This window comes from Oceanobacillus kapialis, assembly GCF_044790185.1.
In the GTDB taxonomy this organism is placed as follows: domain Bacteria; phylum Bacillota; class Bacilli; order Bacillales; family Amphibacillaceae; genus Oceanobacillus_B; species Oceanobacillus_B kapialis.
Genome location: NZ_CP085256.1, coordinates 3,401,930 through 3,421,421 on the forward strand (window position 1 = coordinate 3,401,930; position 19,492 = coordinate 3,421,421).

A 19,492-nucleotide genomic window follows, 5' to 3' on the forward strand; every position below is an offset into this window, starting at 1 on the left:
AGGGGAAAAGCAGGGCCGACTTCAGTTAACGAGTATAAAAAAGGAAACAAGCCAAATAACAGCCCGTTTCTCTTTATTAAGTGCTTTATATTTAGTATGGCGCAAAGCCATCCTGACTAATCAACACCTGTTCTTTAGCAAAGACTTCATACATCCTGTTCTCTACGATTCTATAAGCTGTATCTACTGTCCAATTTTCTTTACCGATTTCATCAAATAATTCAAAGACACCTAATCGTTCCGTTCTCTTCCCGCCGCTACCATCACCCATGTAAAAATCATCAATGCATACGCGGTCGGCAATCCCCTTTAAAAGAGATGGGAATTTTTCGGTACTTGGTAAGACAGGAGCGATTGCAGCCTGTGTTCGTATTCCATGCCTTTTTAAATCTTCCAATGCATTTAGACGGGAGGAAACCTGTGGGGCTTTAGGGGAGAATTGCTTGCGGATTGCATCATCATCTGTTTCTATCGTCATACTGACACGTAGCTTGTCTCCAAATTGCTTTAATAAATCTATATCCCGTCTAACAAGCGGGCTTCTCGTTTGTACGAAAAGAAAGTCTGGTGGGTTCTCTACCATTGTCTCAAGTAAAAATCTCGTGATCCTTTCCTTACGTTCTACAGGCTGATATGGATCCGTGCTCGAAGACATAAAAATAGTCACTTCACCCTTTTTCTTTTCCCTGATCATTTCTTTTCTTAAAACCTTTTCCGCTTCTTGTTTTACATCCACCCATGTTCCCCAATCCCTTCCTTTAAATAGAGAAACAGGAAGCTTCCGAACATAGCAGAATGAACAACCAAAAGCACAACCAGCATAAGGGTTAAGTGAATGAGTATAGCCAGACAGATAACCATTTCCCCTATTTAAAATCGACTTTGGTTGCCGATACGCAATATCTGGTTTCATACCTCCACCCCTTCACATATTTTTTACTTGTTAATAAAAGGATGAAGAATCCTTCAAGGCTCTTCATCCTTTTAAAATATTATTCCGATGGTCTTTCCTTTACTTCTTCACCATTTTTCCCTTCGTATCGTAGTCCCCAGCCTGTTAAGGCAGCTATAAGCATGACGATCACGAGGAACCAACCTTGAAAGACGAAAGGGAATACCTCTGTTGGAGAGACAACTGGTAACCAGTCATATGTCTCCTTCATGGTCTGTATTGTCCCCCAGCCTAATAAAACTGGCGCCCCCCACGGAAATATATACCCCAACGCAGAAGTAACAGCATCCAGCATATTTGCTCTTCTATAACGATGGATCCGGTATTTCTCGCCAAGTTCTTTCACAAATGGAGCTGCTGCTATTTCAGCTGCTGTATTAATCGTAATCGCACTGTTCATCAGTGCAACAATTCCCCAAATAGAAACTTCAGCTTTTCGGATTGATTTTCCAATCCACCTTACAAGGACTTTTGTGATTACTTTCATTGTTCCACCAAGCTTGAGTAAATGAGCGGCAGTAACAATGAGCAATATAAGAATAGCCATATTCACATAACCGGATATTCCTTCTACTAAAGCACCTTCTACAATACTATCTGAGTCTGGATTAAACCAAAGGATATCACGCATAGAACCAAGATTCAGCAACAAAATCAACGGAATTGCTGCTATAATCCCCCATGTTAAAGAAGTAATCAAATGCTGGCCGGAAAGCGCTAGTATTAGTACAAGCGCGAAAGGCACAAGCATGAAAAGTCCACTCGGATTTGTCTGCTCCATCATCGCCTGAACTGCAGCTTGGTCAGCAACTGCATTTTCCCCTCCACCGAATAAACCAAATAAGATGACGGTGGGGATTGCTGCACCGATTGCATACTTGAACCTACTACGAACCACTCCAGGAACATCTGCCTCTTGTGTAGTTGCAGACACGATAGTTGTATCAGACACAGGTGCTAGGTTATCTCCAAAAACTGCACCAGCAAGAATAGCTGCAAACAGCATGACAGGGTCTGCTTCCACTGCCACTCCAGCTGGGAACATAAGTGTACAGAAGGCTACCGTTGTACCATAACCTGTCCCAACTGCAGTAGAAAAAGTAGCAGCCAGCAAGAAGGTCAATGCCACAAATAAGCCACCCGTCACCCCTATTGATGCCCCAATCCATACTAACCCTTCAACAAGTCCTCCAACTTGGAGAACTTGAGCAAACATACCTGCATAAAACCAAGCTACCATTGCAATAACACCAATTGGCTGGGCTAAGCCGTCAAACATACCTTGAGCATAATCTTCCCACTTACTCTTGGATAATAAAAGACCTAATGTTAAACCAATTACCGCACCTAGCACTAAGCCAATTTCTGATGAAAGTTGCAGCACGCTAGTAGTAATTGCCCATATTACAAAAAACAATAAAGGGACTGCTGCGCCGAATGCGCCAAAATGGAAATGTAATTTTGATACTTCGGTGTTACCTGTTGCTCTGTCTAATGCCTCTTTGTCAGCCATCCTAATCCCCTTCCCCTTTTATTATTTTATCAGTCTACCACATGTGAGAAGTGTTGAATAGAAGGTTCTGACATTCTTACAAGCCTAATAAATATCGCACTTAAATTTATCTAACGTAACCCCTGTTGCCCCATGGGCAGATGCGAATCTCTCTATCCCTTGCCAAATATTAACTCGCAGTTGCTCGGTTAGGTTTATAGTAGGCTCAATCTGAAGATGCCGAACATATAGATGGTTAGTAGCTCGATCAAGACCAGGGTCCATCCTGCCAACCAACTGATCCCCTATAAGAATGGGCATTGCATAATAACCATATTGCCGTTTTTCCTTCGGCGTATAGATTTCCCATCTGTATGTGAAATCAAAAAGGTCCACGAGGCGATCTCTGCGCCAAAGCAGATTATCAAGTGGTGGTAAAAAGTGTACGCTATTATGTTCAATGGAAAACCGTTCTCCATCACTTTCATGTCTTTTTAGACGCTCTAAATCTTGTGCCAATATATAATAGGTAGTTTTTATTCCTTCAAGTTTAATTCTGACGGCTCTTTCACTTTCTACCAATTCTTCCATGGTATCTTTTCTTTCTGCTGCTTTTAACTTTTGCCAACCAAGGCGTGGATCCCGTGAATCAATTACACGGTATGCCCGTAAGTACTTCCATAGCAAGGCTTGCTTTGCCTCTTCATCTGAAATTCTCTCAGCATCGTCCAATAAGGTTTTTGGGAGACTTTCTTCTGCTAAATGAAAATACCTTTCTGGTCCTTCTCTTTTAACAACACGAAGTCTTCCTGCATCAAGCAGTAAATTTAAAACACGGGAGGTTGCCTTTGTTTTTGGCAGGTTTGTATCCCAGGCACCCAGCACCCTTTCTTCTGAACGGAAAGCACGAGAGGGAAGCTCTCCCTCCTGCTTAAACCTTGTGACCACATCTTCAACCACAGGAGAAAGCTTATCAAGCTCAGGCTGAACAAGCTTTTGCATTCTGGCTCGAATCGTCTTAAAAATGGGATAATCTTCTATTGGAATTGTACACGCTGCATTTGCCCAGTATTCAAAAAGCTCCCCTTCCTTCAACAACTCATGGAGCAATTCAGGTCGATAATTAGGGAGACGCGCCATTAAGACAAGATGTTGGTTTCTTTCCACGGAAGCTACTGGGTCTAGCTGGACACATTCCAGGTTCTGTATCATTTCCAGGGCAGAAAGCTCCTGATTCCTAGGAAGAAGGTGCTGTGTTTCAAGAAGAAAGCGTCTTAACGCCTCTTTACTCGTCGTATAGGATGCTTGCACATCTACCACACCTTTCGTTTTAACAAAAGTATCTATTCTAGCTCTTTCAGCATTTCCTCTATAGCATAAGCCACGCCATGTTCCTCATTTGATTTAGTAGTGTACTTACATAATGCCTTGATTTCCTCTACCGCATTTCCCATCGCCACACCTCGACCAGCCATTGTAAGCATGCTAACATCATTAAAATTATCACCAAGTGTCATAACCTCGTCCATATTAATCCCCATACTCTTAGCCAGTGCTTCCAACGCTATGCCTTTTTGAGCGTCAGGGTGGTTAAACTCAAGATTCACTTCACCTGAGGAAGTGATAGCTAAATTTGGGTTTACGTCCAAATTAATAAACAAATCTTTTAATTTTTTATCATCTAATGAGAATGCCAGTATTTTATAGACAGTTAAATCATCCCGCTCAAACAGTGTCGCATAATGGTCGATAAACTGAACTTCTTCATTCTGAAACCGCCGTTCAGCACCTACTCTAATTTCATCCTCTGTTATATCAGGATTTGCTGATTTTAAAATATCAATCATTACTTGAATAAATTTCTCTCTACTTGTTGAATAAACCCCTTCATTTGTGAAAAGCTCAAAGTATATATTTTCTTCTTCGCAATGTTTTTGGACATCTTTAGCGGTTTCTCTTCCCAAAGGAGCTTCCCTTAATAATTCCTTATTCTTTGAATATGTATTCGCTCCATTCAAGCAAATAACCGGTGCTGTTATCCCTACTTCTAGTAAAGGTTTACTTGCAGCCTCGTAAGACCTACCCGTCGCAACCACTACTTGTATGCCAAGATCTGTTGCCTTTTTAATCGCTTCGGCATTCTTTTGACTTACCTTTCCTTCTTCATTTAATAGAGTTCCGTCCAAATCTGTTGCAATTAGCTTCATAATTAGCTCCCCTATCTATCGTACTATTTTTAACGCAAATTCCTTATCAAAGTCGCAATCTCATTATACACACTATGCCCCTTGTACTTCTTCTTATGCGCTTATAAATCTATAAGTTTTTAAAGCTATCGAGGACTTTTTACCTAATTTACAAAACCTTTACATTCTAATCATACTCTCTTAACATTCCCCTACTATACTAGCAGTTGAGAGAGAAAATCTTTCAAAACTTATAAGCGCAAGAAGGGGAGGACAATTCAAATGAATTTCAAAAGGTTTTTAATGATTCTGCTTATCGCAGGACTGGCTGTATTCGTAGCAGCATGTGGATCAGACTCAGAAGGAGACAGCGGTTCTGATTCGAACAGTGACTCTGGAAGCGACTCTTCAGAAGAGACAAGTTCAGAAGGCGGAGAAAGCGAATCTGCATCTGGTGACTCTGAGAGCGTTGAAGGAGAAGTCGTAATTGACGGTTCGGGTACAGTTTACCCTCTAATGTCTAGACTTGCTGAAGAATATATGACAACTCAAGAAAACGTATCTGTTGAAGTTAGTCGTTCTGGAACAAGTGCTGGATTTGAAAAATTCCTAGTTGAAGATGGAACAGACTTCAATGATGCATCTCGTTTAATTAAAGAAGAAGAACAAGCAAAAGCTGAAGAGCTTGAAATTGAAACGCAACAACTTAAACTTGCATTAGATGGATTAACAATCGCTATCAACCCTGAAAACGACTGGGCTACTGAAATGACTCCAGAACAAATCAAAAGCATTTTCCTTGCTGATGGTGGAGTAGAAACTTGGTCCGATATCAACCCTGATTGGCCTGAAGAAGAAATCGTAGTTGTAGGTCCGAACGAAAACCATGGTACTTACGAGTTCATGTATGAAACGATCCTTGAAGAAAAAGATCTAGTAAGTGACATCAACTTACAACAAGAGTACTCAACTCTAGTTCAATTAGTAGCAGAAGATCCAAATGCTATCGGATTCTTCGGATTTGGTTACTATGTAAACAACCAAGACCAGTTACAAGCAGTAAGTGTTGACTTTGGTAATGGCCCTGTAGAACCTTCTTTAGACACAATTGCTGAAGATGGTGAGTACGCAGACTTCACTCGACCAGTGTTCACTTACCTAAACGTAAACAATGCACAAGAAAAACCACAAGTTTTAGATTATGCACTATATGTAATGAACAATGTGAACGAATTCGCTGGGGAAACAGGATTTGCTCCTATCCCTGAAGAAGAAGCACAAACACAACTAGAAGAATTAGAAGCACTACAACAATAATCGTTCATTAAAAAATAAACACACCACCAATAAGATGAGAGCTATCCATGCTCTCATCTTATTGTGACTTTTATTTTAATAAATAGGAAAGCTTGTTTTACCGTATCGTATCTGGAAATTGAAAGGGTGATCGCGATCCCATGGCACCTAACGGAAATTATAATAAGGAAAGCTCTATAAGGGATTTAATAGACCAAAAGAAACAAAAACGAAATATTTCCAACTATACAGAGAAATCAATCCCTGTAATCTTGTTTCTTTTTGCAGCAGTCTCAGTTTTAACCACAATCGGTATTGTATATACCCTACTAACTGAAACAATTTCGTTTTTTCAAGAAGTACCAATCGTTGAGTTTTTCACCGGAACAGTGTTAAAACCATTAAGTCAAGACCCTGAGTTTGGGGTATTACCGTTAATAAACGGTACAATCGTTTCTTCCTTAATCGCGATGCTCGTAGCGGGGCCAATCGGCATCATGACCGCTGTTTATTTAAGTGAATATGCATCTGATAAGGTTAGAAGAGTTTTAAAACCTGTACTAGAAGTACTAGCAGGAATTCCTACTATTGTTTATGGATTCTTTGCTTTTACCTTTGTAACCCCTATGCTTGAATATATTATCCCCTCAATAGGAGCTACAAATATTTTGAGTCCAGGATTAGTAATGGGAGTAATGATCATTCCAATGATCGCTTCCCTATCTGAAGATGCAATGACGTCTGTACCGAATGCAATGCGTGAAGGAGCACTAGCTCTAGGTGCAACCAAACTGGAGACCACTTTCCGTGTTGTAATTCCAGCAGCACTGTCAGGAATTATTGCATCCTTCGTTCTTGGTATTTCCCGTGCAATCGGGGAAACAATGATTGTTACCATCGCAAGTGGTAGCTCCAAGAACTTTACTTTTGACGTGACCCAATCTATGCAGACAATGACTGCATACATTGTTGAAGTCTCTGGTGGGGAGGCACCTGCTGGATCGACTATATATTACAGCCTTTATGCTGTTGCCATGACACTATTTGTTTTCACTCTAATTATGAACTTACTGGCAAGATACATCTCTCGTAAGTTTAGGGAGGAATATTAAAATGAAATATATAGACCAGGAACAAGTTCAAAGCAAAATGAACCGTAGACTCGCTAAGAACAATATATTAAAAACATTGTTTTCTATTGCAACTATGTTTGGGATAGTAGTACTTGTTATTTTAATTGTCCGTGTATTAACACAAGGTCTTGCTTGGATAGATATGGACTTCATTACAGGCAAGCTTTCAACTAGCGCTGAAAGAGCTGGGATTATGGGAGCTATTTTAGGTACACTTTGGTTGATGATTGTAGTTATTCCAGTTACTTTGATACTGGGAGTTGCTACTGCTATTTATCTGGAGCTGTACGCACCAAAAGGGAAATTCCAAGCTATCATCCAGACAAACATCGCTAATCTAGCAGGTGTTCCTTCTATTGTTTATGGATTACTCGGGCTGACAGTATTCGTTAGAGCCATGGATTTAGGAAATGTGGTACTCGCCGGAGGACTCACCTTGTCACTCCTTGTGCTTCCTATCGTAATTGTAGCTGCCCAAGAAGCTATTCGTGCCGTACCGCAGCATTTAAGTGAGGCATCTTTCGGTATGGGAGCTACAAAATGGCAAACCGTTCAAAATATTGTTTTGCCCGCAGCACTTCCCGGAATCCTAACTGGATCCATTCTTGCTTTATCTCGGGCAATTGGAGAGACAGCTCCTTTAACTGTACTGGGAATACCGGCATTGTTAATCCCGTTCCCTGAAGGTCTCTTTGACTCCTTCACCGTCATGCCAATGCAAATTTATTACTGGACAATTGATTCCGTGCTTACAGCTGAGTACGCTAATCTAGCTGCAGCAACTATTGTTGTGTTATTGCTCATGCTGTTTATTCTAAACTCTATTGCTGTCATTATCCGGAATAAGTTTCAGCAAAGATACTAACCGTTACAAATCATTGGTTTTTGGCACAAATATTAAGGAGGTAATTTAATGAGTCTTAAAACAGAAAATAAGCCAACATTCACTACTAATGCAGAAGAGACATTTACAGATAAAAAAGTCGTATACGATACGAAGGATTTAAACCTTTGGTACGGAGAAACACACGCTTTAAAGGATATTAACCTATCGATTTATGAAAAAGAAGTAACAGCTATCATTGGGCCATCTGGCTGCGGTAAATCAACATATATCAAAACACTCAACCGCATGGTAGAGCTAGTACCAACCGTTCGAACTACCGGTACTATTAAATATAATGGCAGAGATATTCTAGATAGAAAGTTTAAAGTGGAAGATTTACGCACAAGAGTCGGTATGGTCTTTCAAAAGCCAAATCCATTTCCAAAATCTATTTATGATAATGTTGCATACGGCCCTAAAATTCATGGAATTCGCAACAAAAAGATTTTAGATGAGATCGTGGAAAAAAGTCTACGTGGTGCATCCATATGGGATGAAGTAAAAGACAGACTTAAAGAGAATGCTTATGGCCTATCAGGCGGGCAACAGCAACGTCTCTGTATTGCGCGCTGTCTTGCTATCGAGCCAGACGTTATTTTAATGGATGAACCTACTTCTGCACTTGACCCTAAGTCTACCCTGCGTGTTGAAGAACTTGTACAGGAGTTAAAAAAGGATTACTCGATCATTATCGTTACCCACAATATGCAGCAAGCAGCACGTATTTCTGACAGAACTGCCTTCTTCTTAAATGGAGAAGTTGTGGAATTTGATAATACGGATAACATCTTTACGAATCCATCTGACAGCAGAACAGAAGATTATATCTCTGGACGCTTTGGATAAAGTGAAACTTCCTGATAAATGGCCGAACATGATGGATAACCCTCTGCCCTTCTAATAGGCAGAGGGTTATTTTAATCCTTTCGGCTCGGTCACTATGAATGTTACTCCTCAGCCATATTGAGTAGTTCTAAAAGCTGTCTGGATGCCTCTTCATAGGAAGATTCCATGATATTACCTTTTATTCCTTCAATTAATTCCACCGATTTGGGATTGGTTACGGTTAAGACTTTGACATCTCCATTAAACATCTCGTCTACTTTCTCTCGAGCCTGGTCTAAATTATCGTATGTCTTATCCTCTGGTTCCACACCGTCTGGCTCCCCTTTTCCAGACATGCCTTCTGTATCACTTAATAGACTTTGCTGCATGGAATCATACTCGTGACTTGTCGTTTCCGCTTTATTTCTTGCCAATACAACAGAATCATCCACTACAAACACTTTTACTCCTGTAATCCCTTCCCCTTCAAGAATTGATTCAAAAAAGGAAGATACTCCTCCTTCATGAACTCCAGAGCTACCGATAGTACTATACAAGCTTTGCCCCATCCCACTATACGTACTTCCATTCTGGTTGGTTGTTTCTTTTTTATCTCTTGAAACTCCTGGAATAATATCTGGGTTATTCATATTCTCATGGGAATGACTCACTTGCTCCATATTTGGCTCTTCCGTGCTTTCCTCTGCATTGTTTTCTTGATTGCAAGCTGCTAAAGATCCAATTGACAACATGATTAGTAGACTTAATTTTCCTAATTTCATCTCAGAACCCTCCATTCCTATTTACGAGATAGTGTACCCAAATAAAAAGAATGCATGAATGGTTATTTATGGTGACATAATAAAGCCTAGCAATATGCAGGGAGGTATAACTTATGTCAGATGAAAAGAAACAGAACGAAGCCGAAAAGGAGAATCTCTCCAGAAGAAGGTTCTTACGTAATTCCGGTATTGCCGTTGGCGGTTTAGCAGTTGGGGGTGTACTAGGGAGCGTCATTCCCTGGAATACCGAAACAGCAGAAAATAACCAGCAGCAGACGGAAGAAGTCAAGAACTACAATCACGCATTAATGTATTTTAACCAGGCAGAGTTTCGCGCGATAGAAGCTGCCACAGAACGAATTTTCCCGCAGGATGACAATGGCTCAGGGGCACGCGAACTTGGAGTTGCCTATTATATTGATCACCAACTGGCCGGCTCCTATGGCTTTAACGCACGTGATTATATGCAGCCACCATTTTTTCATGGTGAGAAAGAGCAAGGTTATCAAGGTAGGCTTAATCGCAGAGAGATATACAGAATTGGAATCAGAGAAATGCAAAATTATAGTCATCAAACCTATGAAAAAGGATTTACCGAATTAACTGAGGAAGAGCAGGATCAGGTACTAACCGACTTTGCAGAAGAAAAGGTGAATGTCACAACGATTTCCCCAGGGAACTTTTTTCAACTATTGCGTTCGATGACTTTAGAAGGTGTCTATAGTGATCCCCTTTATGGTGGGAATAAAGACATGGACGGCTGGAAAATGCGGGATTATCCAGGAAATCAGATGAATTATACCGAAATTATTGAGGGCGATTTTAAAGAAATCCCACCAAACAGCCTGCGAGATCATATGTAGAGACCTGATAAACGCCAAGGATCGATCGTAACGGAACTTACCCTCTTAGAAAATGAAACGCAACAAATGTACAAGAAAGGAAGTATGTTAGATGGTTAAAAAATTACCGAAAACAGACGTTGTCATTGTAGGAGTTGGATGGGCAGGAGGCATTATCGCTGCGGAGCTAACAAAGCAGGGATTAAACGTAGTTGGCTTGGAAAAAGGGCGAGAACGGGAAACAGAGGACTATTTTATGGTTCATGATGAATTACGGTATGCCCTGCGATATGAACTAATGCAGGACCTTTCAAAAGATACCATTACTTTTAGAGGAAATGAAAAAGTACGCGCCCTTCCAATGAGACAATACGGATCTTTCTTATTTGGGGATGGACTAGGCGGCGCGGGTGTGCACTGGAACGGGCAAACATTTCGTTTTCTCCCGTACGATTTTGAGATTCGCAGCAAAACGATTGAACGCTACGGTAAAAATAAAATCCCTGCTGATATGACTATTCAAGATTGGGGCATTACGTATGATGAATTAGAACCATACTTCGATAAGTTTGAAAAAATGGCAGGTATTTCAGGAGAAGAGAATCCTTTAGGTGGGAAACGTTCAGCTAAATATCCAACAGGTCCTATGAAACATTCTCCCCAGATGAGAATGTTCAAAAAGGCAACAGAAAACTTAGGCTACCACCCTTACACGATGCCATCGGCTAACCTATCCGAGTCGTACGAGAATCCAGATGGGATCTCGCGAGCAGCCTGCCAATACTGTGCGTTTTGTGAACGGTTTGGCTGTGAGTATGGGGCAAAAGCTGATCCAGTTGTTACCGTCATACCCGTAGCAAAACAGACAGGGAAATTTGATTTACGAACACACTCCTGGGTTAGAAGAATCCTACATAAGGATGGAAAAGCTACTGGGGTGCGATATACGGATGTTACAACAGGCGAAGAAATTGAACAACCAGCAGACACAGTTGTGGTAACAAGCTACGTGTTTAATAATGTGAAACTGTTGTTAAACTCTAAAATCGGGAAACCTTATGACTCTTCTACTGGGAAAGGAGTAGTAGGAAAAAATTATGCTTACCAGGTAGTAAAAGGCTCTGCCGTTGGATATTTTGAAGATGAAAAGTTTAACAATTTTGCTGGTGCCGGAGCATTGGGGATGGTCATTGATGATTTTAATGGAGATAATTTTGATCACTCTGACGTTGACTTTATTCATGGTGGATATTTATCTTTAACTCAAACTGGACAGCGGCCAATTCAAAACAACCCCATACCAAAGGATTCACCAACATGGGGAAAAGAATTTAAGAAAAACTCTTTAAGTTACATTAACAAAACCTTATCTGTCAGTGCGATGGGCGCCAGCATGCCTTATAAGCAGCATTACTTAGATTTGGATCCAGTCTATAAGGACACGTTTGGAGACCCATTGATCCGTATGACATATGACTTTAGAGATCAAGATCGTAAACTTGCGCAATTTACCGCGAAAAAGGCACAGGAGATTTTACAAGAAATGGGTGCCGATAAAATTGACACAATGAAAGAACTGGGCCCTTACAATATTACGACCTACCAATCCACTCATAATACAGGTGGGGTAATTATGGGAGCAGATTCGGAAACATCCGCGGTAAATAACTATTCTCAAATGTGGGATATGGAGAACCTGTTTGTCGTAGGCGCTTCCTCGTTTCCACACAATAGTGGGTACAATCCTACAGACACAGTGGGAGCCTTAGCTTATCGAGCTGCGGAAGGAATTATAAAATATCAGAAAGATGGCGGACTATTAGCGTAATCACCCGTCTTCTTTCAATCTGAAAGTAGGTTGAGCGATGTTATCAAATATTGGGATACCGGGGTTAATTATCATTCTCGTAATTACCCTCATTATATTCGGACCGAAAAAACTTCCGGAGATTGGTTCAGCTTTCGGAAAAACGTTGTCTGAATTTAAACGATCAACGAATGAGCTTTTAGAAGATGATGTACAGCAAGTCACAACCACTAAAGAAGCAGATGAAAAACACCAGGCATAGCATAGCCTGGTGTTTTATTATCTTTACTCTATTTTAAAGCGTTGTGTCTTGGCTGATAACGATTCGGAAGTGGCGGTAAGCTTCATTCCAATTTCGTGAGTTGCTTTTACGGATTCCAATTGCAACTCACTGCTCCCTAGCATCTGTTCTGCACTTGCCAAGGTTTCTTGTGAGACGGAGGAAAATTCTCCAGCTATCTGTTCGAGTGACGGGAGCTGTTGTTTCAATCCGCTTAACTCCATTTGTATTCCACGCAGTTTCCCCCCAACATCATGGATTTCATGAAGCAGTCCATCGAGGGATACTTGTGACTCATTCGACATCTCAAGTGTTCGGTGCGTTTTTTGCAACATCTGATCAAACTCCTGTGAAGCATGCGTCGTTATAGTTTCCATGTTATGGACTGAAGACGTAATTTGGGAGGCAGCATTAGCAGATTGCTCAGCCAGCTTCCCAACCTCTTCTGCTACTACCGCAAATCCTTTACCAGCTTCTCCTGCCCGCGCAGCTTCAATCGAAGCATTAAGGGATAATAATTTTGTCTGCTCTGTAATTCCTTGGATCAGCCCAACTAGATCGCTAATGGATTTAGCATCTGACTGTAATTGCCTTACCGTCTCCGTTAGTTGCGCAAAATCCTTCTCAAAGGTTTGGACAGTTTGAATCAACTTTGTCATGGAATGATTTCCCGATTCTGCAGATTCATGCATCCCATCAGCGCTAGTAAAAACGGTATCCATATTAACAAGCATCTCTTCCATTTGGTGCTTCATTTCCCGGAAGTTTTCTGCACTCACCTCTGAACTTCCTGCTGTCTGCTCGGCACCTTCCTTTACAACCAATATCGCCTGATTCAATTCCTGATTCGATGCTAAGGTCCCTTCGGAGGCTCCCTGTAATTCCTTTCCATGCTTTTGAAGCTGTAAGGTAGTTTTTCGGATATCACGAAGCAGCTGAACCATTTGATTCATCATCGCGTCATAGCTTTTTTTAAGGGAGATGAACTCTGGAAGGGTGGTTTGAATTTCCACTTGTTGCTGTAGATCCCCTTCTCTAACTTCCCTCATAGCATTTCTTAATACCATCAAGGGCTTAGTCAAACTACTCACAAATAACACTATAAGGACAATGCTGATGGCTATACTAATGGCAATGACGATAATAGTAGACCACGCCATTTCTTGAACAGGTCCCATATAAGAAGACACTGGCACAGCTATCACATAGGTGCCATTAATTTCATCCATTTCCTGAAACGTAAATGTATGGGCTTCTCCACTAATTTGCTCATTAAAAATGCCATTCTGTTCCTCACTAATCTGGGCAACAATTGACTCAGGAATAGGAACTGCCTGCTGATTCCCTGTTTCAAAAGGGGTTGCTTCCCCATCTGTTATGTAATAATAGCTTGACTCGATTCCTTCATCTGCGAGCTTTTCTTGTTGAGTCCGGATATTAGCGACTAGCTGTTGCTGAAAATAGGCATCATCACTAACATATAAAAATTTTAAATTGTCCGCGATATACCCCATTAGCTCTGCTTCTCTTAGCAGACGGTTTTCAATCGTTTCTGTTGTCATGTCTCTCGCTTTACTGTATGAAACAGCTCCTACTACCGTAATGGAGAGAATAAAGATAGAAATAAAAAGAATGAGTAATCTACTACGAAGACTTAGTTTAGTTAATGCTTCTCTCACTTTTGAATAAAATGTTTGCTTTATTTTACTCACCGGTGTCCCCCCTAAATACAACTCTATTGTAAAAATTATATCAAGGGGGTATTAATTTATTGTAAATTATTCATTAAGAATAGTTAATTTGTACTAGATAACTTCCTTTCTGCTAATAGAGGCAGTAAATTATCAATAAGGTGTGCTTTTTGCTGACTCACTGCATAACCTCCATAATACGGGTCTTCTGCTTTCATATTACGCAGATCTAATAGCCGCCTAAATAGCTTATTCACGAACTCCCTGTCACCTATTTCCTTAAAGCAGAGGATTAAGATGCTGTATACAGCAGGGGATTCCTCATATACCGTCGGGACTTTAGTACCCCGATTATACCTGACATAAATTTTACGTTTATGAAGAAATTCCTTCTTAACAAACGTTAAAAACGCTTCAGGACCTCTACCAGTTAAAGTGAGCTGGTAAGCGGTAAGTGCCTGCTCCGTCATGTCCACTTCTTTTTCATAGATATACTGCTCACTCAAAGTGTGATAGGACTTGGGAAAAAAGCCGTCTTTTAAAGGGGCTTGCAAAAGTTTCTTAACTGTAGACTCGTAAATCAAGTTAGAGATGAGTCCTTTGTTTCTCATTTTCCCTAAGGCTTCTACCTCCACAGAAGACAATGTAAGGTAATTACTATGATAGCGCATCCCTTTATCGTAAAAATCTATTAGTACATCTTTACATCTGTTGTAGGACTTAACAAACATCGTCATTTGTTCTGCCGTTTTTCTGTACGGATAAGGACTGTCAGGCCAATGTTCACCTGCATCCAGTAATGCAGATATAATGCGCAAATCGTCTACTAAGTTATTTGCAAAATCAAGGCATTTACCATTGTCTGCTATTTTCCAGTAAACCATGCCATCTTGCTTAAGAAAATGCTTAACCAATTGAACATAGGCATGATCGAACTGGTTTTTATCCTTTTTTTCAACAGCATAACGCATCCAAAATCCAATTGACTCTGAAAGAACCTCCTGACCCGAAGGTTTAATCGAAGTGGTGAGTGTTCCATTAGCGTTTATAAGGTGTTTTTCTATAAAACGTTCTGTTATCAGGTAACTTGCATTAGATCGCTTTCCTTTTACATTAATCACTACATTTATAACAATAAGGATAAGTATAATAACTATGAACAAAGGAATTAACATGGCTCCACCTCTTTTTATAAGTTATGGCTTTAACGCGTTACTTCTTCTACTTTCGTTCACTATTAAGAACATATTATCCAAAAAAATTTAACTCAAACTATTGTTCTTTATAAAGAACATACAATACTTTTTATTTCCCTGCAACCTTTTTCCAGACTTTTTGCAGCGAAACTAGCATATATTTTAAATAATTTACAAGGTACCCATTCACTTTTCATGCTAGTGGGTACCTTGACGGAAGCCTTCTATTTCTTTATTTCTTTGTTATATACTGATTTGGCTCTTCTCCGCCTTTTGAATTGCTATTTTTGTACTGGCTTTTTCGACCATTGCGATGTTCCCCATGATTTTTGTTCTCCTTAAACTGATTGTTCTTTTCATCCATGTAAAATGCCCCTTTTTCAGAAGTTTTTTCTAGTATTTCGCACATAAGGGTTCTTATACACGTGAAAAAAATGGTGATATGGAAGGCTTTATGTTTTGTTTTTTCAGAATTAAAGTATAAAATTATATGAAGAACTATATGTTTTACTACATCGGAGGGTTGTTCCTATAATGTCAATGGAAACAATGATTTTCTTATTTACTGCCATGCTCCTCATGGGAGTACTGGCCACTAAATTCTCTACTCGTCTTGGACTACCCTCACTAGTCTTATTCCTTCTTGTTGGAATGGGTATGAACCAATTTTTCTTCTTTGAAAATGTGGAAATCACACAATTAATTGGAATTATGGCGCTCATCATCATCCTATTCGAAGGTGGGACCCAAACAAAATGGGCTCACATAAAACCTATCATTGGCTCTGCCAGTATTTTGGCAACCGTTGGCGTTTTAATAACTTCTCTTATTGCTGGGCTAGCTGCAATGTATATCCTCGATTTTTCCTTACTGGAAGGAATGCTATTCGGCGCTATTGTTGGTTCCACAGATGCCGCTGCTGTATTTTCCGTGTTAGGCAATAAAAACATTAAAGGAAAGCTCACTTCTACCCTTGAAGCCGAATCAGGTTCGAACGATCCAATGGCCGTTTTTTTAACAGTCGCTTTTATTGAAATGATTCAGGTCCCTGATGCTTCTATATGGACGGCAATCGGCAGCTTTTTTGTCCAGATGGGCCTTGGACTGGTTCTTGGGTTTGCACTTGGAAAATTAACTGTTCTTACCATCAACCATATTAAGTTGGATACGGCTGGTCTTTATCCTGTTCTTGCCTTGGCAATGGCCTCGCTTACGTATATTTTAACTGATTCAATTGGCGGAAGTGGCTTACTTGCTGTATATATAATGGCTGTTGTCGTAGGAAATAGTGATCTCCTTTATCGCTTTAGCATCTTAAGATTTAATGAAGGTTTTGCCTGGATGATGCAAATTCTTATGTTTATTTTGCTAGGTTTGTTAGTCTTTCCAAACCAGCTATTGGATATTTTTTGGCAAGGTATTGCTTTATCTATCATCCTCATGTTTCTGGCAAGACCGATTGCGGTTTTCATTTCACTCTTTTTCTTAAAATACAATATAAAGGAGCAGCTGTTTGTATCTTGGGCAGGCCTTAAAGGAGCCGTCCCAATTGTACTAGCAACGTACCCAATCATTGCTGATATTGAAAGCAGTCAACTTATCTTTAATGCTGTATTCTTCGTTGTATTAATGTCAGCTCTTGTACAAGGTAGTAGCCTGTCTTGGCTGGCAGAGAAATTCCACTTAACTGGGGAAGAGAAGGAAAACCTGTTACCGAGCCTAGAAATTATTAATTTGGGAACGACAGATTCTGAAATAATGGAGGTAGCCATTAATCGCCACTCACCCGCGGTAGATACTTCGCTCATCGATTTGGAACTACCTGATAACACCTTGATTATTGGGATTATACGCGAGGGTGAGCTGATCACGCCAAGTGGTAATTCTGTCATTCAACAAAAAGATACCCTTTACGTTTTAAGTCACAAGAAGAGTAGAGAAAAAGTAAAAGCTGCCTTAATTGGCAAAAAGAAAGAGAAAAAAGAGAAACAAGTCGTTGATGCAGAAAAATAAAAGGAGGCATTTCGGGGAGCAATTCCCAGATGCCTCCTTTGCTTTTACTTTAGCCAACTGTTCTCGGGCACTTGTTGCATCTTCTCCTCATACTCTGGTTTAAGCATGCTATAAACCACCGTGTCATGGTAATGCAAGCCATCGAAATCGGTTTGTCTCAGCACGCCTTCCTTCTGAAACCCGAATTTCTCCATAAGCTTTTTAGATCCTTTATTTCCTGCAAAAATATCGCCGACAATACGATTTAACTGTAGCTTATGGAAGCCAAATTCCAATACAGTCTCCAAAATCTCTGTCATAACTCCTTTTTTTGGCTCTACAATGAATGTGGTGGTGCTTCTTGTCCTGCCAATGTTTTAAAGATGTAAAAAAAATGCACCGTTCTCTCTCTTTTGATACCCTAAAGTTGCGACACAAAAGGCAAAGGAGAGAGAACGAATGCAAAACCATTTTATCATAGAAATGTTAGGGATAAAAGATAATAATGTGAAGGTGTGGGATATATCTCAGGGTTCGGATGCCTTGATTGTTGAACTTTATACCGAAAAACGACAGCAGAAATGTCCGTTCTGTCGATGTAAAACCAAACGGGTTCATAGTTATCGAATTCAACCGATTCAAGGTCCCGTATTACCTAACCAACAGGTAAAACTATTCCTTCGGAAACGAAGATATTTGTGCAAGGATTGTGGTAAGACCTTTTTCGAACGGCTTCAAATGGTAGATCGCTATCAACGTTGTACCACCTCTCTGCAAGCAGAAGCTTTGATGTATACATCTTCCAGCTCATTTAAAACAGCTGCGAGATGGACTGGGCTGACGGACACTCGGCTTTTGCGACTGTTTGATCGTCGAAACATAAAGACAAACCGAGTACTCCCGAGAGCGATAGCCATAGATGAGTTTAAAGGGGACGCCGGAGGCGAACGGTTTCAAACGGTCATTGTCGATGTGGAAAATAAACATATTATTGATATTTTAGAAGATCGGAAAGTGGATACCATTAAAAAGTACCTGCGTTCCCGCGATACAGGTCAAGTGGAAATTGTCGTCATGGACATGTCGAAGTGGTTCAAGAAAGCTGTCTGTGATGTGCTTGATCATCCGCTTATTATCGCTGATCGTTTCCATTTCATGCGTCAAGTGTATTGGGCTTTGGATGAAGTGAGACGACAAGTGCAGGCAGATGTCGATAAACCCATCCGTCTCCAAATGAAGCGAGGTAAGAAGTTATTGTGGAAGTCGCATTTTAATCTGGACGAAGATCAAGAAGAAAAAGTTGAAAAGCTTCTAAAGATTGATACCCGTTTAAGAGAGGCCTACCAATTGAAGGTCATGATGGAGAAATGGTTTAAGGAAAGTGATCATCAAACGGCGAGTAAAAACCTAGATCATTGTTTAGCATCCTTAAAGAGATCAGGGATTGAAGCCTTTCATCGTGTAAGAAAAACATTTTTAAATTGGAGACAAGAGATTTTACAAGCCTTTGTATATCCTTATAACAATGGATACATCGAAGGTGTGAACAACACGATTAAAGTAATAAAACGCAATTCTTATGGAATCAAAGGCTTCGAGAGATTAAAGAAGAAAATTCTCTGGCAACAAGAAATGAAAAAGGTGATGGGTTGATTCAACCCACCACCACATTTGACATAGAACCCTTTTTTTTGATATTCCTCTCGGATAATCGCTCCTATTTCTGTTTTTCGATGCCATAAGTCTAGCTTGTGGAAACGAAATTGTCCTACTATTTCTTTTGTCTCCTTATTCAAAATTACCCACGGGATTTCTTTTTTCTCGGCAAACCGTTCTAAATACTTGGCAATTTCCTCTCGCATTTCAGATTCTGTACGAACCGGGTGCGGAGTAATATATTGCATTGTTTTTTTGTCTCCCATAAAAAGAAGCAACGTTTTGGCATCTTCTTCCTTGATGCCCCTTAATAAATAATGCTTCGTTTCTAATACCGGTATATTCGTAATTTCTATATTCACTCGCTCACTGCTCCTCCCACGGGGATTTATATTATTATTTTAACAGGTTCTTACTTGAAAAGTTACCAGCTCCCTGCCCCCAAAAGCACCGTTTCATTCGATCATAGAAACGAA

Annotated in this window: 19 protein-coding genes; 9 read left to right on the plus strand and 10 right to left on the minus strand. The window is 40.2% G+C overall.

Translation table 11 applies throughout. The annotated features are described in order from the left end of the window. Positions 1 to 91 precede the first annotated feature (91 nt). From LG273_RS17530 to LG273_RS17545, 4 genes are all read right to left on the minus strand, one after another. Complete coding sequence (locus LG273_RS17530; RefSeq protein WP_404456128.1) at positions 92 to 913, minus strand: SPL family radical SAM protein; 822 nt, start codon at positions 911 to 913, stop codon at positions 92 to 94. Positions 914 to 992: 79 nt separating this feature from the next. Beyond that, complete coding sequence (locus tag LG273_RS17535; protein ID WP_404456131.1) at positions 993 to 2,465, minus strand: Na+/H+ antiporter NhaC family protein; 1,473 nt, start codon at positions 2,463 to 2,465, stop codon at positions 993 to 995. Between the two features lie 84 nt (positions 2,466 to 2,549). Continuing rightward, complete coding sequence (locus tag LG273_RS17540) at positions 2,550 to 3,764, minus strand: winged helix-turn-helix domain-containing protein (RefSeq protein WP_404456135.1); 1,215 nt, start codon at positions 3,762 to 3,764, stop codon at positions 2,550 to 2,552. Between the two features lie 23 nt (positions 3,765 to 3,787). Further along, a complete protein-coding gene (locus tag LG273_RS17545) occupies positions 3,788 to 4,651 on the minus strand; it encodes a Cof-type HAD-IIB family hydrolase (RefSeq protein ID WP_404456138.1) in 864 nt (287 codons plus the stop codon). 261 nt (positions 4,652 to 4,912) lie between these two features. Here LG273_RS17545 and LG273_RS17550 point away from each other — a divergent pair, with 261 nt between their 5' ends. The 4 genes from LG273_RS17550 to pstB all read left to right on the plus strand — a co-directional run bounded on the left by LG273_RS17550 (position 4,913) and on the right by pstB (position 8,791). Continuing rightward, entirely contained in the window at positions 4,913 to 5,947 is a 1,035-nt protein-coding gene (locus LG273_RS17550) for a PstS family phosphate ABC transporter substrate-binding protein (RefSeq protein WP_404456141.1), read from the plus strand. Between the two features lie 140 nt (positions 5,948 to 6,087). After that, positions 6,088 to 7,038 carry a phosphate ABC transporter permease subunit PstC gene (gene pstC / locus LG273_RS17555; RefSeq protein WP_404456144.1) on the plus strand — a complete coding sequence of 317 codons (951 nt, stop codon included), beginning with the start codon at positions 6,088 to 6,090 and terminating at the stop codon, positions 7,036 to 7,038. Position 7,039: 1 nt separating this feature from the next. Next, entirely contained in the window at positions 7,040 to 7,924 is an 885-nt protein-coding gene (pstA, locus tag LG273_RS17560) for a phosphate ABC transporter permease PstA (protein ID WP_404456147.1), read from the plus strand. 48 nt (positions 7,925 to 7,972) lie between these two features. Continuing rightward, positions 7,973 to 8,791, plus strand: coding sequence for a phosphate ABC transporter ATP-binding protein PstB (pstB, locus tag LG273_RS17565; RefSeq protein ID WP_404456150.1), 819 nt, complete (start codon positions 7,973 to 7,975; stop codon positions 8,789 to 8,791). A 101-nt stretch (positions 8,792 to 8,892) separates the two neighbouring features. Here pstB and LG273_RS17570 read toward each other — a convergent pair whose 3' ends face one another. Continuing rightward, the gene (locus LG273_RS17570) at positions 8,893 to 9,552 is read right to left on the minus strand and encodes a hypothetical protein (RefSeq protein ID WP_404456153.1); all 660 of its coding nucleotides are present in this window, start codon (positions 9,550 to 9,552) and stop codon (positions 8,893 to 8,895) included. A 113-nt stretch (positions 9,553 to 9,665) separates the two neighbouring features. On the opposite strand from LG273_RS17570, the gene LG273_RS17575 reads away from it, so the two are divergent. The 3 genes from LG273_RS17575 to tatA all read left to right on the plus strand — a co-directional run bounded on the left by LG273_RS17575 (position 9,666) and on the right by tatA (position 12,463). Beyond that, positions 9,666 to 10,415 carry a gluconate 2-dehydrogenase subunit 3 family protein gene (locus LG273_RS17575; protein ID WP_404456156.1) on the plus strand — a complete coding sequence of 250 codons (750 nt, stop codon included), beginning with the start codon at positions 9,666 to 9,668 and terminating at the stop codon, positions 10,413 to 10,415. A 91-nt stretch (positions 10,416 to 10,506) separates the two neighbouring features. Next, complete coding sequence (locus LG273_RS17580; RefSeq protein ID WP_404456159.1) at positions 10,507 to 12,222, plus strand: GMC family oxidoreductase; 1,716 nt, start codon at positions 10,507 to 10,509, stop codon at positions 12,220 to 12,222. 37 nt (positions 12,223 to 12,259) lie between these two features. Then, positions 12,260 to 12,463, plus strand: a complete 204-nt coding sequence (tatA, locus tag LG273_RS17585; RefSeq protein WP_379562630.1) for a twin-arginine translocase TatA/TatE family subunit — start codon at positions 12,260 to 12,262, stop codon at positions 12,461 to 12,463. Between the two features lie 23 nt (positions 12,464 to 12,486). On the opposite strand, the gene LG273_RS17590 is transcribed toward tatA, so the two are convergent. The 3 genes from LG273_RS17590 to LG273_RS17600 all read right to left on the minus strand — a co-directional run bounded on the left by LG273_RS17590 (position 12,487) and on the right by LG273_RS17600 (position 15,732). Next, the gene (locus tag LG273_RS17590) at positions 12,487 to 14,193 is read right to left on the minus strand and encodes a methyl-accepting chemotaxis protein (protein ID WP_404456162.1); all 1,707 of its coding nucleotides are present in this window, start codon (positions 14,191 to 14,193) and stop codon (positions 12,487 to 12,489) included. Positions 14,194 to 14,276: 83 nt separating this feature from the next. Continuing rightward, positions 14,277 to 15,347: a glycosyl hydrolase family 8 gene (locus LG273_RS17595; RefSeq protein WP_404456166.1), complete on the minus strand. Its 1,071-nt coding sequence runs from the start codon at positions 15,345 to 15,347 to the stop codon at positions 14,277 to 14,279. A gap of 253 nt (positions 15,348 to 15,600) precedes the next feature. Further along, the gene (locus LG273_RS17600; RefSeq protein ID WP_379562581.1) at positions 15,601 to 15,732 is read right to left on the minus strand and encodes a hypothetical protein; all 132 of its coding nucleotides are present in this window, start codon (positions 15,730 to 15,732) and stop codon (positions 15,601 to 15,603) included. A 170-nt stretch (positions 15,733 to 15,902) separates the two neighbouring features. Between LG273_RS17600 and LG273_RS17605 the strand changes: the two genes are divergently transcribed. Continuing rightward, positions 15,903 to 17,381, plus strand: a complete 1,479-nt coding sequence (locus LG273_RS17605) for a potassium/proton antiporter (RefSeq protein WP_404456170.1) — start codon at positions 15,903 to 15,905, stop codon at positions 17,379 to 17,381. A 44-nt stretch (positions 17,382 to 17,425) separates the two neighbouring features. Here the strand turns inward: LG273_RS17605 and LG273_RS17610 are convergent, their stop codons facing one another. After that, complete coding sequence (locus tag LG273_RS17610; protein ID WP_404459581.1) at positions 17,426 to 17,734, minus strand: GNAT family N-acetyltransferase; 309 nt, start codon at positions 17,732 to 17,734, stop codon at positions 17,426 to 17,428. Between the two features lie 85 nt (positions 17,735 to 17,819). On the opposite strand from LG273_RS17610, the gene LG273_RS17615 reads away from it, so the two are divergent. After that, on the plus strand, positions 17,820 to 19,013 hold the full coding sequence (locus LG273_RS17615) for an ISL3 family transposase (RefSeq protein ID WP_404456172.1): 1,194 nt from the start codon (positions 17,820 to 17,822) through the stop codon (positions 19,011 to 19,013). Here the strand turns inward: LG273_RS17615 and LG273_RS17620 are convergent. Then, positions 18,938 to 19,378, minus strand: coding sequence for a GNAT family N-acetyltransferase (locus LG273_RS17620; RefSeq protein WP_404456175.1), 441 nt, complete (start codon positions 19,376 to 19,378; stop codon positions 18,938 to 18,940). The genes LG273_RS17615 and LG273_RS17620 overlap by 76 nt on opposite strands. Positions 19,379 to 19,492: the final 114 nt, after the last annotated feature.